General features: G+C 63.2%; 17 protein-coding genes and 2 tRNA genes. 16 read left to right on the plus strand and 3 right to left on the minus strand.

What is annotated here, in order from left to right:
* Positions 1 to 51 precede the first annotated feature (51 nt).
* Complete coding sequence (locus IVB07_RS03270) at positions 52 to 1,002, minus strand: LysR family transcriptional regulator (RefSeq protein ID WP_018453102.1); 951 nt, start codon at positions 1,000 to 1,002, stop codon at positions 52 to 54.
* A gap of 76 nt (positions 1,003 to 1,078) precedes the next feature.
* Between IVB07_RS03270 and IVB07_RS03275 the strand changes: the two genes are divergently transcribed.
* Positions 1,079 to 1,633: a DUF4440 domain-containing protein gene (locus tag IVB07_RS03275; protein WP_026232462.1), complete on the plus strand. Its 555-nt coding sequence runs from the start codon at positions 1,079 to 1,081 to the stop codon at positions 1,631 to 1,633.
* Between the two features lie 824 nt (positions 1,634 to 2,457).
* Here IVB07_RS03275 and IVB07_RS03280 read toward each other — a convergent pair.
* Positions 2,458 to 2,532, minus strand: a tRNA-Thr gene (locus tag IVB07_RS03280).
* Between the two features lie 316 nt (positions 2,533 to 2,848).
* Between IVB07_RS03280 and IVB07_RS03285 the strand changes: the two genes are divergently transcribed.
* The 14 genes from IVB07_RS03285 (at position 2,849) to IVB07_RS03350 (ending at position 12,466) form a co-directional block, all read left to right on the plus strand.
* Positions 2,849 to 3,061: a hypothetical protein gene (locus IVB07_RS03285; RefSeq protein ID WP_018453104.1), complete on the plus strand. Its 213-nt coding sequence runs from the start codon at positions 2,849 to 2,851 to the stop codon at positions 3,059 to 3,061.
* 26 nt (positions 3,062 to 3,087) lie between these two features.
* Positions 3,088 to 4,794, plus strand: a complete 1,707-nt coding sequence (locus IVB07_RS03290) for an FAD-dependent oxidoreductase (RefSeq protein WP_018453105.1) — start codon at positions 3,088 to 3,090, stop codon at positions 4,792 to 4,794.
* A gap of 237 nt (positions 4,795 to 5,031) precedes the next feature.
* Entirely contained in the window at positions 5,032 to 5,340 is a 309-nt protein-coding gene (locus IVB07_RS03295; protein ID WP_007615494.1) for an EthD family reductase, read from the plus strand.
* Positions 5,341 to 5,564: 224 nt separating this feature from the next.
* Entirely contained in the window at positions 5,565 to 6,074 is a 510-nt protein-coding gene (locus IVB07_RS03300; RefSeq protein ID WP_026232463.1) for a hypothetical protein, read from the plus strand.
* 19 nt (positions 6,075 to 6,093) lie between these two features.
* Positions 6,094 to 6,918: an alpha/beta hydrolase gene (locus IVB07_RS03305; RefSeq protein ID WP_018453107.1), complete on the plus strand. Its 825-nt coding sequence runs from the start codon at positions 6,094 to 6,096 to the stop codon at positions 6,916 to 6,918.
* A 136-nt stretch (positions 6,919 to 7,054) separates the two neighbouring features.
* Entirely contained in the window at positions 7,055 to 7,714 is a 660-nt protein-coding gene (locus tag IVB07_RS03310; RefSeq protein WP_018453108.1) for an NAD(P)H-binding protein, read from the plus strand.
* A gap of 81 nt (positions 7,715 to 7,795) precedes the next feature.
* Positions 7,796 to 8,233, plus strand: coding sequence for a DUF2948 family protein (locus IVB07_RS03315; protein WP_026232464.1), 438 nt, complete (start codon positions 7,796 to 7,798; stop codon positions 8,231 to 8,233).
* A gap of 152 nt (positions 8,234 to 8,385) precedes the next feature.
* Positions 8,386 to 9,681: a histidinol dehydrogenase gene (gene hisD / locus IVB07_RS03320; RefSeq protein WP_018453110.1), complete on the plus strand. Its 1,296-nt coding sequence runs from the start codon at positions 8,386 to 8,388 to the stop codon at positions 9,679 to 9,681.
* Positions 9,678 to 10,175 (plus strand): UPF0262 family protein, encoded by a 498-nt coding sequence (locus IVB07_RS03325; protein WP_018453111.1) that lies wholly within the window; start codon positions 9,678 to 9,680, stop codon positions 10,173 to 10,175. Before hisD ends, IVB07_RS03325 begins: the two co-directional genes overlap by 4 nt.
* 5 nt (positions 10,176 to 10,180) lie before the next feature.
* Positions 10,181 to 10,648, plus strand: a complete 468-nt coding sequence (locus IVB07_RS03330; protein WP_018453112.1) for a low molecular weight phosphatase family protein — start codon at positions 10,181 to 10,183, stop codon at positions 10,646 to 10,648.
* Positions 10,649 to 10,804: 156 nt separating this feature from the next.
* Positions 10,805 to 11,434, plus strand: coding sequence for a Maf-like protein (locus tag IVB07_RS03335; RefSeq protein WP_007597557.1), 630 nt, complete (start codon positions 10,805 to 10,807; stop codon positions 11,432 to 11,434).
* 155 nt (positions 11,435 to 11,589) lie between these two features.
* Positions 11,590 to 11,772 carry a DNA gyrase inhibitor YacG gene (yacG, locus tag IVB07_RS03340; protein ID WP_007597555.1) on the plus strand — a complete coding sequence of 61 codons (183 nt, stop codon included), beginning with the start codon at positions 11,590 to 11,592 and terminating at the stop codon, positions 11,770 to 11,772.
* Positions 11,773 to 11,957: 185 nt separating this feature from the next.
* Positions 11,958 to 12,033 (plus strand) — tRNA-Phe (locus IVB07_RS03345).
* 184 nt (positions 12,034 to 12,217) lie between these two features.
* A complete protein-coding gene (locus IVB07_RS03350) occupies positions 12,218 to 12,466 on the plus strand; it encodes a hypothetical protein (RefSeq protein WP_007615460.1) in 249 nt (82 codons plus the stop codon).
* 13 nt (positions 12,467 to 12,479) lie between these two features.
* On the opposite strand, the gene IVB07_RS03355 is transcribed toward IVB07_RS03350, so the two are convergent.
* Positions 12,480 to 13,616 (minus strand): helix-turn-helix transcriptional regulator, encoded by a 1,137-nt coding sequence (locus tag IVB07_RS03355; RefSeq protein ID WP_247767492.1) that lies wholly within the window; start codon positions 13,614 to 13,616, stop codon positions 12,480 to 12,482.
* Between the two features lie 625 nt (positions 13,617 to 14,241).
* Here IVB07_RS03355 and IVB07_RS03360 point away from each other — a divergent pair.
* The gene (locus IVB07_RS03360; RefSeq protein ID WP_018453115.1) at positions 14,242 to 14,916 is read left to right on the plus strand and encodes a heme-binding beta-barrel domain-containing protein; all 675 of its coding nucleotides are present in this window, start codon (positions 14,242 to 14,244) and stop codon (positions 14,914 to 14,916) included.
* The last annotated feature ends 17 nt before the right edge of the window (positions 14,917 to 14,933 follow it).

Consider the following 14,933-nt stretch of genomic DNA (forward strand, 5'->3'; position numbering starts at 1 on the left):
GCTAAGGCCCCACAGGCCTAAAATGTGCTTTAAGGAATATAAGAGACATCCTCAGCTGAGGGAGCCAACCTCAGCGGCGATTTCTTCCGTCAACCACGCAATGCCCGCATCCATCATTGCTGCCTTGGTCGTAATGGCCATGATTGCATCGGACTTCCGCTTCAAAGGAAGCTCAACCAATTGCAGCGCGAAACGAGCCGCGTATCTCTCGACGAGACGGCGCGGCAATGTTGCTATCAAGTCCGAGTTTGAAATTTGCGTGAGTGCCATCATAAAGGTGGGCACGGTCAGGACAATGCGGCGCTGGAGGCCGCGCTTCTCCAGGAGTTGGTCGACAAAACCTCGCGGATCGCCGTCGAGCGACACAAGAAGATGCTGTGCTCTGCAGAATGCAGCAATCGTTGGTGCGCGGGCGAATCCGTTTCCCTTGCGCATTGCGACCACGAAACACTCATCGTAAAGCTTTCTTGCCTGGAAGCGGGTTGGCACTGTGCCCAGGGGCAGGATGGCCAAGTCGATTTCGCGCTTCTCCAGCTTCTCCAGGCTTGACCGCCAAGGGTGCTCCACAGCGCTTGCATGCCTCCCTGGCATCAGATGGATCAAGCTCAGGTCGGCACGGGGTGCCTTTCTCCTGAGCCGCCCCGCAAATGGTCCCATCACCGTGTCCATGATCGCATCAGGAGCGCCAATGGAAAAACGGCGGCTACTTGTAGTCGCGTCGAAGGGCGTAGCTGAAGCAAATACGCGCCCTACGCGAGAAAGGATATCTGCTACTGGCTCGCCGAGTTCCAGCGCACGCTCCGTCGGCACAACACCCTTCGGCGTCCGTAAGAACAGGGGGTCATTAAATAGATGCCGTAGCCGCCCAAGTGAATGACTTACGGCAGAAGGGGTGATGTTCAAGCGGCTAGCCGCTCGCGCCACGTGGCTCTCCTCCAGCACAGTGTGGAAGACCAGCAGCAAGTTAAGATCGACTTTTGACAAGGAAATGTGGTTCAGCATATTGCTGAGGTTATATCACTGGATTCATGTCTCTGAAAGCTCCATGGATTGCGCAACGTTAGCCACAGGAGCTGAAATGACCAAACACCATGCAAACTGGCCAGGAACGCTGTCACGGCGGTCCGCGATCACGACAGTCGCTGCGGCATCGTTGACCCCTCGATTTTGCGCTAGTGTGGCTGCCAGTGACGACGTCGCTCACCTTATCGAGCGCGCCGCTGCGAAAAACGCGGCCTTCATGCGCGGGGACATGGATCGTTGGCTGGCCCTTGTTCGCATCGCCAGTGACTTCACGTTAATGCAACCATTCGGCGGCCCAACTAGCCACGGGTTCGACGCAAGTCCTGAACGTTTGGCGAAGCTATCCCAGTTTTTCAAGAACGGTGAGACGACCTTGGAGGTCGTGCAAACCTATGCATCGGACAAGCTGGTCGTTCTCGTCATGGTCGAGCGGCAATATGCCGAAGTCGGGAGCTTACCAAAACAAGACTGGTCGCTCCGAGTTACGGAAATCTATCGCAAGGACGGTTCTGAATGGCAGTTAGTCCATCGCCACGCAGACCCGCTGGTTCATGGCGTTACGTTGCAGGAGGCGGCGACGATTGCTCGCGGCGGACGTAAGGATGAATGACCGCGGCAACTGGCGTCTTATCAGAAGAAGGATCGATTGCGCCGAAGACTGCATTACATGCAGGTCCACTTCCCCTTTTGGCCCCATAGCGGAAGTCTGCTCGACGTCGGCTTGTATCCCCTTCCATAGGTTGGGCGATATACGTGCTTAGGCGCGCGCTAGGCAGGCAAATCTGACCCGTCGGGCAAAACACCTCTCTCCTGCAAAATCTCGTCAACCCTCCCCCACAAAAATATTCCACTTTACCGAAATTCGGAATCGCAGTATCAATCCGCCATCCCGGTCCAGGGAGAGGGGCGATCGTCCGTCGTAACGTGCGTGGGTCGGGGGGCGGTGGACGCGGCAGTGTCGGGCACGCGAAGGCGGAACCAGGGCGAGATGAACCTCGTGAGGTCCTGTTGCGTGCGGACGAACGGCGCCTGTGTCCGGCGAGCCTCTTGGCGAAGCCGGATCGCTGCGTACGGCAAAATCGTGTGGTCCTGGCCGTCGTTGCTACGGTCAAGCCTTGCGGAGATGGATCGAGGCTCAACCGGGTCTCAATGCATCGTCAATTCGCAAGGCGACGGTGACAAAAAGGAACTCGTCGCCGGGGAGAGCGCGGCATAAGCCGTCAACCCACTGCGCAGGGAAGGCCGAGTGTTCGGCGTCACCTGTATGCTGCTGTGCGGTCTTTTTGCGCTACATTTTCGCGCAGCGGACCGCGGGTGCTAAGCCGGCACCCGGTCTTCCCTGCGCCTCTTCACAGAGGAGGGTCAAGGTAGAAGCAAAACTCGGGCATCTCATGCCGCGAGAAGGCTGTTTCATGTGTGATTTGAGCGAGGGAATGGTGCTGCCAGACAGGATTGAACTGTCGACCTCTCCATTACCAATGGAGTGCTCTACCACTGAGCTACGGCAGCATGTGCTGGGATAAGAATCGGCCGCCACGAGGGGCCTACCAAGCGGGCCGATATCTGCCACAAGGCCCCCTCCTGTGCAAGCTTGCTAGCTCCGCCAAAGCGATAAAATCGGGTCGATATCGGGGCCAAAATGCCTGTTCTGGCGCGAAACGGCCGACTTTCCGCGGAATAGGTTCCGATATCCCCACCCAACTGGCCAGTTGCCCGATACGCCGGATTCGATCCATTTCGATTTTCGCACGATCGGATCGCGCGGGCCTCTTGAGCCGCCTTATTCCTCGGGCATGTTATCGCCGATCGCTGTAATGGACCGGTGATGGCAGACGAGAACGACAAGAGCACGAAGCAGGACTCCAGACAGGCGAGGGCGTTCCGCGACGACCGGCTCAAATCGGCGCTGCGCGAAAACCTGAAGCGGCGGAAGATGCAGGCGCGCGAACGCGCCGCAAGCACCGACCCCTCGCAGAATGAAGATGGTTCCCTAGATGAGGGGGCCGCCGGCGAGATAGCCGGCAAGACCGGCGACTAGAATTTTTGGAGTGCATGGACGTGGCAATGGGGCAGGACGAATCGCAACGACCCGAGAGTGACGCGCAGATGTCGCGGTTCACCCGCCCTGAACAGACCTTTCCGGCGCTGACACCAGCCGAGATCGGGCGTGTCAGGCATTTCGGCGAGGTCCGCAACTATGCCGATGGGGAATTCCTGTTCGAGACCGGTAAGCCGGGACCCGGCATGTTCGTCGTGCTCAAGGGCCACGTCGCCATCACCCAGCGCGACGGCCTCGGCCATGTCACGCCGTTGATCGATCAGGGGCCGGGGCAATTTTTGGCCGAGCTGAGCCAGCTCTCCGGACGGCCGGCGCTGGTCGACGGCCGCGCCGAAGGCGATGTCGAGACGCTGCTGTTGCCGCCGGAGCGGCTGCGCGCGCTGCTGGTCGCCGAGGCCGAACTCGGCGAGCGCATCATGCGCGCGCTGATCCTGCGCCGGGTCAATCTGCTCCAGGGCGGCGTCGGCGGCGTGGTGCTGATCGGTCCGTCGCATTCGGCAGGCGTGGTGCGGTTGCAGGGCTTCCTCACCCGCAACGGCCAGCCGCATCATCTGCTCGATCCCGCGCGCGATCGCGACGCCGCCGACGTCATCGCGCGTTATTCGCCCAAGCCGGACGACTGGCCGCTGGTCGTCACACCCGATGGTGCGGTGCTGCGCAATCCCGGCGAAACCGAGCTTGCGCGCGCGATCGGCATGATCGGCGGTCCGCGCAACGACCGTATCTACGACGTCGCGATCGTCGGCTCGGGGCCAGCCGGGCTCGCCACGGCCGTGTATGCCGCGTCCGAAGGCCTCTCCGTCGCCGTGCTCGACACCCGCGCCTTCGGCGGCCAGGCCGGCGCCAGCGCGCGCATCGAAAACTATCTGGGCTTTCCGACCGGCATTTCCGGCCAGGCCCTGACCGCGCGCGCCTTCAACCAGGCACAAAAGTTCGGCGCGGAAATCATGATCCCGGTGACGGTGAAGTCGCTCGACTGCACGCGCAAGGACGGCGCGTTCTCGGTGGCGCTTGACGGCTGCGATCCCCTGCATTCGCGCGCGGTGGTGGTCGCAAGCGGCGCACGCTATCGCCGGCCCGAGATCGAGAACCTCGACAAGTTCGAAGGCCGTGGCGTCTGGTATTGGGCCTCGCCGGTCGAGGCGAAGCTCTGCGCCGGCGAGGAAGTGGCGCTGGTCGGCGCCGGAAACTCGGCGGGGCAGGCCGCTGTGTTCCTGTCGGGGCACGCCAAAAAAGTGCTGATGATCATCCGCGGCGGCGGTCTCGGCGCCAGCATGTCGCGCTATCTCATCGAGCGCATCGAAGCCACGCCGAACATCGAACTGATGTTCAACACCGAGATCACGGCGCTCGAAGGCGACGAGGCCTCGCTGCTGCGGCGCATCCGCTGGAAGAGCCGGCTCTCGGCCGACGAGGATTTCGCCGACATCCGCAATCTCTTCCTGTTCGTCGGCGCCGATCCCGCCACCAGCTGGCTCGACGGCTGCGGCATCACGCTCGATCGCGGCGGCTTCGTCGTCACAGGCGCGCAGTCCGAGCAGAACCAGGGCCGGCTGGTTGCGCCGCTGGAGACGTCGGTGCCCGGCGTGTACGCCGTCGGCGACGTCCGCTCCGGCTCGGTCAAGCGCGTCGGCGGCGCCATCGGCGAAGGCGCCCAGGTCGTGGCCTCCCTGCACGGCTTCCTCGGCGACGCCGCAAAACCGGCGCTTTAGTCAAGGACAAGGCAAGTAAATGGCAAGTCGAATGAGGCTTGCCATCTTGCGGTGTGATGCGTGACTATCTCCTCATCCTGAGGAGCGCGCATTGCGCGCGTCTCGAAGGATGAAGGCCCAGCTGCCAAAGCCGGGCCTGCATGGTTCGCGCGGCGATGCGCAAGCATAGTCCGCAGGGGCGCTCGCGCGCCTCCTCACCATGAGGATCGACAAAGAAGCGCTTAACGGGAGGACTAAATGGCTGAAATCGTCGTGCTGTATAAAACGCCCACGGATGCTGCGGCCTTCGACAAATACTATGCCGAGACCCATATTCCGCTCGCCAAGAAACTTCCAGGCTTGAAGAAGTACGCCATCAGCAAGGGGCCGGTCGGCTCCCCCGCTGGACCTTCCGGAATCCATCTCGTCGCCATTCTCACCTTCGACAGCACAGCCGACATCCAGGCGGCATTCGCTAGCCCGGAAGGCAAGGCGACCGGTGCCGACGTGCCGAAATTCGCCAGTGGCGGCGCCGACCTGTTGATCTTCGACACCAAGGAAGTGTGAACCGCGATTCGACTTCGTCGACTCGTAGCCCCGGATTTCGCTTCGCTCCATCCGGGCTACAACTGCCGTCGTTTGTGACAGCGGTGCAAATAATTCAGCCATGCGTTTTCTATTCGCACGACGACGCATGGCTGCGCACGCATGTGTGACGCCAGCGCGTGTGGCAATTCGATGAGGACCGTAATATCAATCCCGACCTCAATATGGAGAGTAGGAGAGATGTCATGGTTCTTGGGTTGAGCTTGCCCGCCTTCACGCTGGTTCATGTCATCATCAGCCTGATCGGCATCGCCGCCGGCCTTGTCGTGATGTTCGGCCTGCTCGGCTCGAAGCCGATGCCGCGCCTCACCACGATTTTCTTAGCGTTCACGATCCTCACCAGCGCCACCGGCTTCCTGTTTCCGTTCAAGGAGCTGCTGCCGTCGCATATCATCGGCATCATCTCGCTGGTCCTGCTCGCGATCGCCTGCGTCGCGCTCTACGGCATGAAGCTCGCTGGGGTGTGGCGCCCGGTCTACATCGTGACCGCGATGATCTCGCTCTATTTCAACGTCTTCGTGCTGGTGATCCAGTCGTTCCTGAAGGTGCCGGCGCTCGCCGCGCTCGCTCCCGCCGTGGCGCCGGCGCCGCCCGGAGGTCCGGTGTTCGCCGTGGTGCAGGGCCTCGTGCTGGTGTTCTTCGTGGTGTTCACCATCGGCGCCTGGCGCCGCTTCAAGCCGATGGCGGTCGCCTGAACATACAAGGAGCCTAGCAATGCCCACCATCACCACCAAGGACGGCGTCGAGATCTTCTACAAGGACTGGGGAAGTGGCCAGCCGATCGTGTTCAGTCACGGCTGGCCGCTGTCGGCTGACGACTGGGACGCGCAGATGATGTTCTTCGTCACGCGCGGCTATCGCGTCATCGCGCATGACCGTCGCGGCCATGGCCGTTCGTCGCAGGTCGCCGACGGCCACGACATGGATCATTATGCCGATGATCTCGCAGCCGTGACGGCCCATCTCGATCTCAAGAACGCGATCCATGTCGGCCACTCCACCGGCGGCGGCGAAGTCGTGCATTACATCGCGCGCCATGGCGAGAGCCGGGTGGCGAAGGCCGCGATCCTCTCCGCAGTGCCGCCGCTGATGCTGAAGACGGAGGCTAATCCCGGCGGCCTGCCCAAGAGCGTGTTCGACGATTTCCAGGTGCAGCTCGCTGCCGGCCGCGCCAGCTTCTACCGCGACATCGCGGCCGGCCCCTTCTATGGCTACAACCGTCCCGGCGCAAAGCCGTCGGAAGCGGTGATCCAGAACTGGTGGCGCCAGGGCATGATGGGCGGCGCGAAAGCCCATTACGACGGCATCGTCGCGTTCTCGCAGACCGACTTCACCGAGGATCTGAAGAAGATCAATGTGCCGGTGCTGGTGATGCACGGCGACGACGACCAGATCGTGCCCTTCGCCGATTCCGCGCCGCTGTCGGCCAAGCTCTTGAAGAACGGCACGCTGAAGACCTACAAGGGTTTCCCGCACGGCATGCCGACGACGCACGCCGAGACCATCAACGCGGACCTGCTTGCGTTCTTCAAGGGGTGAGCGGCCTCAGTCCACGCGCGGACCGATCTGATTTCGAACCGGCCGGGTGCGAACACGTTCCAGTCGCGTGTGAGCCGGTGGTTGCAGCCTTTCATTAGTCAGTCTGCCGCGGAAGGCGCGCTGCGGGGAGATCCCGATGCAGATCATCATCTTCGGCGCGACCGGCATGGTCGGGCAGGGCGTCTTGCGCGAATGCCTGATCGATGCCCGCATCGATCGCGTGCTCGTGGTCGGCCGCAGCCCGACCGGCGTGCGCCACGCCAAGCTCACCGAGATCACACACGGCGAGTTCACGGACTACTCGGCGATCGAAGCGCAGCTCACCGGCTTCGATGCCTGCTTCTTCTGCCTCGGCGTCTCCTCGATCGGCATGAGCGAGGAGCGCTACCGCCATCTGACCTATGACATCACGCTCGCAGCGGCGACCGCGCTGGCACGGCTCAATCCGCAGATGACATTCGTCTATGTCACGGGCGCCGGCACTGATTCCACCGAGCAGGGTTCGCGGATGTGGGCGCGGATCAAGGGCAAGACCGAGAACGACCTGCTCAAGCTGCCATTCAAGGCGGCCTACATGTTCCGGCCCGGTGCGATCCAACCGCTCCACGGTGCCCGCTCCAAGACTGCGTGGGTGCAGGCCGTGTATGCAGCAAGTTGGCCGCTGTGGTCGGTGCTGCGCCGGCTCTCGCCGCGGCTCGTTACCTCGACCGAGCAGATCGGCCGCGCCATGATCCGGGTTGCGCGGGAGGGGTATCCGCGAAAGGTGCTGGAGATGGAGGATATCAATAGCCTCTAGTCCCGTAGGGCATTAGTTCTAGGGAAATTTCGCCGCCCGCGCGCGTTGAGCCCTATCCGCCCGAAGGAGAAAGCGCCGTCGATGTCTCCCCAGCTCAAACTGATCGCACTCGACGCCGACGACCTCTCCGTAATCTCGGCCCACGTCCAGGACGCCCGCGTGCAGCCCTCGGACATCATCTGGCGGCAAAGTGAAAAGCGGCTGGTCGTCGGCATGAGCCGGTTGGACTGGGAGCAGACGCTGGACGGCGAAGCCGAGCCGCGCAGGCTGGTGGCGGCTCTCCGGTTCGACCGCGTGCTCGCCTGCAAGTCGCGCGACATCGACCTCGACGCGCCGGACACTGTCCTGGACCTTGTCGGCATCGAATTCCACGGCCAGGACGCCCCCGGCGGGAGCGCCCTGCTGCTGTTTGCCCAAGGCGGCGCCATCCGCCTCGACGTCGAATGCCTGGAATGCGAGCTGACTGATCTGGGGGCGGATCAGCTGGGGACGGGGTTGGAGGCTGAAGGCGAGGGGTGAGGTGGCATGCCAACGCCACGCCTTCCGGTTTCGCCAGGACGACGCCGGAGGGGAGCGGCCCGGCTCAAGGGTTGACGCAGCTTCCCCGCCGCGCCATTGAGCAGGGGCCTGGTGAGCCAAACCGCGCCCCCAAAAACCAGTTAGAAGCCAAGATGCCCGTTCGTCTCGACCGCAGCAGCGCCGATTTTGACCAGCGATTCGGGGCCTTCCTCGCCGCCAAGCGCGAGGCCTCGGCCGATGTCGAGGCGGCCGCGCGTGCCATCGTCGACGACGTGGCGAAGCGGGGCGATGCCGCCTTGCTCGAGGCCACGGCAAAGTTCGACCGGTTGACGCTCGATGCATCCGACCTGCGCGTCACCGCCGCCGAGATCGAGGCCGCGGTGAAAGCCTGTGATGCAGCGACGCTGGATGCGCTCAAGCTCGCGCGCGATCGCATCGAGACCTATCACCGCCGCCAACTGCCGAAGGACGAGCGCTTCACCGATCAGCTCGGCGTCGAGCTCGGCTGGCGCTACACCGCGATCGAATCCGCCGGCCTCTACGTGCCCGGCGGCACCGCGGCCTATCCGTCCTCGGTGCTGATGAATGCGGTGCCGGCAAAGGTCGCCGGCGTGACGCGTCTCGTCATGGTGGTGCCCTCGCCCGACGGCAAGCTCAATCCGCTGGTGCTGGCGGCGGCAAAGCTTGGTGGCGTCACCGAGATCTATCGCGTCGGCGGTGCGCAGGCGGTGGCCGCGCTCGCCCATGGCACCGCGACGATCGCGCCCGTCGCCAAGATCGTCGGCCCCGGCAATGCATATGTCGCCGCGGCAAAGCGGCTGGTCTTCGGCAAGGTCGGCATCGACATGATCGCGGGTCCCTCCGAGGTGCTCGTCATCGCCGATGACACCGGCAATGCCGACTGGATTGCCGCCGACCTGCTGGCCCAGGCTGAGCACGATGCCAGCGCGCAGTCGATCCTGATTACCGATTCCGCGCGCCTTGCCGCCGATGTCGAAAAAGCCGTCGAGGCGCAGTTGAAGACGCTGCCGCGCGCCGTAATCGCCAGCGCCTCGTGGGCCGATTTCGGCGCCATCATCATGGTGAAGAACCTCAACGACGCCATTCCGCTCGCGGATGCGATTGCCGCCGAACATCTCGAGATCATGACGCAAGATCCCGACGCGCTCGCCGCAAAAATCCGCAACGCCGGCGCCGTGTTCCTCGGGCCGCATACGCCGGAGGCGATCGGGGACTATGTCGGCGGCTCCAACCATGTGCTGCCGACGGCGCGCTCGGCACGATTCTCGTCGGGGCTCTCGGTGCACGATTTCCTCAAGCGCACCTCGATCCTGAAATGCGGCCCGGATCAGCTGCGTGCGCTGGGACCAGCCGCGATGATTCTCGGCAAGGCGGAGGGGCTAGATGCCCATTCGCGCTCGATTGGATTGCGCCTCAATTTGTCATGACCCAGCCGCCCGAACAGGACGACTCGACCAATCGCATCGTCGGCGTCACGCTCGACGAGGACTCGATCGGCCGTTCCGGGCCTGACATCGAGCATGAGCGCGCGATCGCGATCTACGATTTGATCGAGCAGAACCTGTTCGCGCCGGAGGGCGCCGACGGGAAGGGGCCGTTCACGCTGCATATCGGGATCACCGGCAGCCGGCTGATGTTCGACATCCGTCGCGAGGACGGCACGCCCGTGGTCGCGCATCTGTTGTCGCTGACGCCGTTCCGGCGGATCGTGAAGGACTATTTCATGATCTGCGACAGCTACTATCAGGCGATCCGCACAGCGACGCCGGACAAGATCGAGGCCATCGACATGGGCCGCCGCGGCATCCATGACGAGGGCTCGCGCACGCTGCAGGAGCGGCTGAAGGGCAAGGTGCGGGTCGATTTCGAGACCTCGCGCCGGCTGTTCACGCTCATTACCGTTCTGCACTGGAAGGGTTAAGCGCGATGGCGGGTCCGCCACGCGCACGCGATCCGCAATCGGTGCTGTTCGCTTGCGCCATGAACAGCGTGCGCTCGCCGATGGCCGAGAGCCTGCTGCGGCACATGTTTCCGCAAGGGCTCTACGTGAAATCGGCCGGCGCCAGGCGCGGCGAACTCGATCCGTTCGCGGTGTCCGTGATGGCCGAGCTCGGCCAGGACATCTCCGCCCACAAGCCTCAGACCTTCGAGGAACTGGAGGATTGGGAGGGGTTGAATTTCGACCTGATCATCACGCTGTCGCCGGAGGCGCATCACAAGGCGCTGGAGCTGACCCGCACGCTTGCCGCCGACGTCGAGTATTGGCCGACGCATGATCCCACCACCATGGAAGGCAGCCGCGACCAGAAGTTGGCTGCCTATCGCGACGTCTGCGACCAGCTCCTGCTGCGCATCCGCCGGCGGTTTTCGAAGGTGGGCGCGGCGAACGGGTAGCATTCGGCGCCCGTAACACCCGCGTCACAGACTGCAGGCACACGCATCCTGTACCCGTCGAATCAGTAAAGTCCGGGTTCCCGGGTTGTGAAATCAGCCCCCGTCCGATAGGTTCCGCGCGCAATTCACCCCCTGCTTCATTCCCCAAATCACCTGATGCTCGGCCGCCCCAAATTCGTTCTCGCCTCCGGTTCGCCGCGGCGCCTGTCGCTGCTCAACCAGGCCGGCATCGAGCCGGACGCGCTCCGGCCCGCCGACGTCGACGAGACGCCGAAGCGGGGCGAGCTGCCGCGCGCCTGCGCCAACCGGCTCGCGCGGGCCAAGGCGGATGCGGCGCTCAAATCGGTGCAGCTTGACGACGAGCTGCGCGGCGCCTTCATCCTCTCCGCCGACACGGTGGTGGCGGTCGGCCGCCGCATCTTGCCCAAAGCCAACCTCGTCGACGAGGCCGCGCAGTGCCTGCGGCTGCTGTCGGGTCGCAACCACCGCGTCTACACCGCGATCACCCTGGTGACGCCGCGCGAGGCCTTCCGCCAGCGCCTGGTCGAGACCCGCGTCCGCTTCAAGCGCCTCTCGGAGGACGACATTCAGGCCTATATCGGCTCCGGCGAATGGCGCGGCAAAGCCGGCGGCTACGCGGTGCAGGGCATCGCCGGCTCCTTCGTGGTCAAGATGGTGGGGTCCTACACCAACGTGGTCGGCCTGCCGCTCTACGAGACCACCACGCTGCTGGGCGGCGAAGGTTTCCCGATCCGCTTCGGCTGGCTCAACGCCACCGCCGTCTGAGCCGAAAAGCCGCTCCTGCAAAAATCGCGAAAACAACCCCATGCACAGTAGAATTGCCCCGCGGAAATCTGGCCGGGACGCCTGCGCTTCCGCCGGAGGAACCCCTTTGGCGACGGGCTCTTGAACTCTCTCACCTCGTGTAAGCTGAGCACCCTATGGACGACCAGGTGAAAAAGCCCGCAAGCCCCCTCAAAACCTGTCCGATCTGCGGCAAGCCGCAGTCCGAGGCCACCCGCCCGTTCTGCTCCTCGCGCTGCCGCGACGTCGATCTGAACCGCTGGCTGAAAGGCTCCTATGTCATTCCCGGCCGGGATGACGAGGCAGACGGAGAGGAATAACCCTGTTCTATCAAGCATTTAAATTGTAGATGCACCGCTACGCGGCGTTGCCTCCGAGCCACGTCCTGCCTTGTGCACAGCCGGGCCACGCCCCGCGAAGCCATCGGCGAAGCGTGGGTGGACAGGCAGCCTTCAGCCCACTATAAACCGCCCGCTCGATGGGCTTTGGCCCCTCTTTGGAGCACGCCCAGGTAGCTCAGTTGGTAGAGCATGCGACTGAAAATCGCAGTGTCGGTGGTTCGATTCCGCCCCTGGGCACCATTTTCGCTCTCCACGGGCAACATCTTGCCCAGCGCCAAGCCTTGAGCGCCAAGCCTTGACCAGCCGGCTCGCGCAGCAATCCGTTCCGGAACCAGATCGCGCCCGCCGTTGCTGGCACTCTGCTTGCTCAGCCAGGACCAAAGTCTGGCCTTGGAAGAGAGGCCGTTTCAGGTTGAGGCAAGTGATGCAAGAAATGTCCCGTTCTGGTGCTGCCGGCGAACTCCGGCTCGATGCGTTGGTCGCCGATTTGTGGTGGCGCGTTAGACTCATCAACACCGACATTCTCGAGGAAGAGGCGAGAGCAGGGGTGTTTGACGTGCTTCAGCCGACCTATCCGCTTCTTGCGCTGAATCTTCGCGCGCGACGCGACAATTTGGTCTCGACGATCGGCGTGCTCGAGCAGCGTGCGCGATCAACGTCGGAAGCGGCTTGAGCGCGGTCTTCTGTTACACCGGGAACGTCAGCGATTTCGCGAGCCTGACCAGATCGACCTGGCGCCGGCAGCCCGTCTTTTCGAAGACGTGAATGAGATGGCTCTTCACGGTGCTGACGGAAACGCGGAGCAAGGCCGAGATTGCGTCTCGTGTGTGTCCCTCGCAGATGAGCTCGAAGATGCGAATCTCGGCCGGCGTCAGGTCATAGAGCTGGTTGAGCGCATCGTGAAGCAATCGCGGCGGCCCGGAGGCTGACGTCACGGCGGCAGCGGCGCTCTGGATCAGACCGGATCGTGTGTGGCTGCGTCGCAGCGGCAGAACGTGGATGACGAGAGGCTCACCGCTTTGGCGAGGGATCGGGATGCCGATGCCTTTTTGCCCGAGCGTCGCCTCGTCCTTTGCCGCCTGCGCGACGGCTGATTGCAATGTGGCCGTGCTCGCCGCGGATTGAACCGCGATCCTGCCATGCCTTGCCACGATCGGATCGCCGGCCGCGAGCATCGCCGCGGCTGCGGCGTTGGTGTGAACGATCTTCGAATCCTCGTCGGCCAGGACGACGCCCACCGTCAGGGCCTCCACCGTCGCCGCGAATGTGTTGGCTTCCACCGCCTTCATGTCGAACAGATTGCTGATCGTCACGGCGCGGCGGATGTGAGGCGCCAGAAGGCGCAATCCGTCGACCTGCGCATCGTCGATCCGGCCTGCCGACTCATGCTGGCTGAATATCGCATTTCCAACCATCGTCCTGTCGCGAACGAGGCCGACGGCAACGGCGTCGAACAGGCCCCTGGGCATGGCCCATTCGCGATAGTAGCGGTTGCTGGAAATAACGTCCGGCCGGACGGCTTGGGATTGAACGACCGGCTCGCCGAGCGGGTATTGCCGAATGCGTTCGGCGCCGCCCCAGAGCTCGATGATGTCGGGGCCGTAGCCGACCCCGTTCTGGGCCATCTGGGCCAGGTCGGACCCGGAGACCGCATTGACGACGGCCTTCATGTTGGTGAGGCTGGCGACCGAGAGCGCGCCGGTGGCAAAGCCGAACTGGGCGCAGATCTGATCTAGAACTTCGGTCCAGCCTTCCGGCGCGATCACACAATCATAGACACTGCCGATGAGGTCCGAGAACTTCTCGACCGAAGCCTGCTGCATTCCAAACCACTCACTTGAAAATAACGGACGTCACGTGAACGCTAGTTTAGGAGTGGCTTCGTCGCCTATGGTGTATTTCACAATCCTGAGGTGATCTTATCATCGTGATTCCGTGGCGCAAACGGGAACACCGAACACAAATGCTTATGACGCTCTCCTGGGCAGCTGCCATGATTTTCACGAATTACGGAACGTCAACGCCTTGGCTGCATAAGCCCGACGCTCGGGTGTCTGATTAAAACTGCGGCAGATTCGACGTCGATTGCAAAATCTACCTTGTTGTCAGGTAGCTCGCAGTGATCCACCAAGCGAAAGGCAGAACTCCATGCACAACTCCATCCAGCGATCGCATTGGCGACGTGGTTACACCCTCGAGCGCGACGACGCATCGTCTGCGACCATCGCGACCAGCCCATCGTGGGCGACCATCGCAATCAACCCATCGTCCGGGACCACCGCCACTAAGCGTCCTGGCGACGGAGCCGAACTGAGGAGGTTCGGCTCCGCTTCGCGTCATGCATCGTCTGCGCGTGGCGCCTATGTCCATTCGCGATTGTGAGGCTGGAGAACGAGCCACGCCCGCGCTCTCATGCTATTGCTGCCTCGCAACGACGCGAGGACACCCATGCTCCCCCTTCCCGCCGATATCTTCACCGAGCCCGAGGACGTCTCGCCCGACGGACTTGCCAATCTCGGCCCGCTCCGCCGTCTCGCCGGTGTCTGGCAGGCCGACAAGGGTATCGACATCAATCCGAAGGCCGAGGGGCCGGAGCGGCGGACCTTCATCGAGCGCATCCGGATGGACCCGATCGATCCGCAGGCCAACGGGCCGCAGCTGCTCTATGGGCTGCGGTATCACATCCACATCAACACGCCCGAGGAAGACATCACCTTCCACGACCAGGTCGGCTACTGGTTGTGGGAGCCCGCGACCGGGTTGATCATGCAGACGCTGGCGATTCCGCGCGGGCAGGTGCTGCTGGCGTCGGGCAAGGCCGGGCCGGGCGACAAGGAGATCTCCGTGACCGCCAAGCGCGGCGACACCGCTTACGGGATCTGCTCGACTGATTTTCTGGAACAAGCGTTCCGCACCGATGCTTACCGCTGCGACATCACCTTCAACGACGACGGCAGTTGGACCTATCTGATCCAGACCGAGTTGTTCGTGCACGGCGCGCCGTTCAACCATCGCGACACCAACACGCTGAAACTCATCGCGCCGCCAAAGCTCAATCCCCTCGCTTTGATCGTGAACGATCGCGCCACGGGGAATGAGAAGGGCAATGAGCCGGCTGCCTGAGCGCGGCCCGGAGATAC

This window comes from Bradyrhizobium sp. 172, assembly GCF_023101065.1.
Classification (GTDB): domain Bacteria; phylum Pseudomonadota; class Alphaproteobacteria; order Rhizobiales; family Xanthobacteraceae; genus Bradyrhizobium; species Bradyrhizobium canariense_D.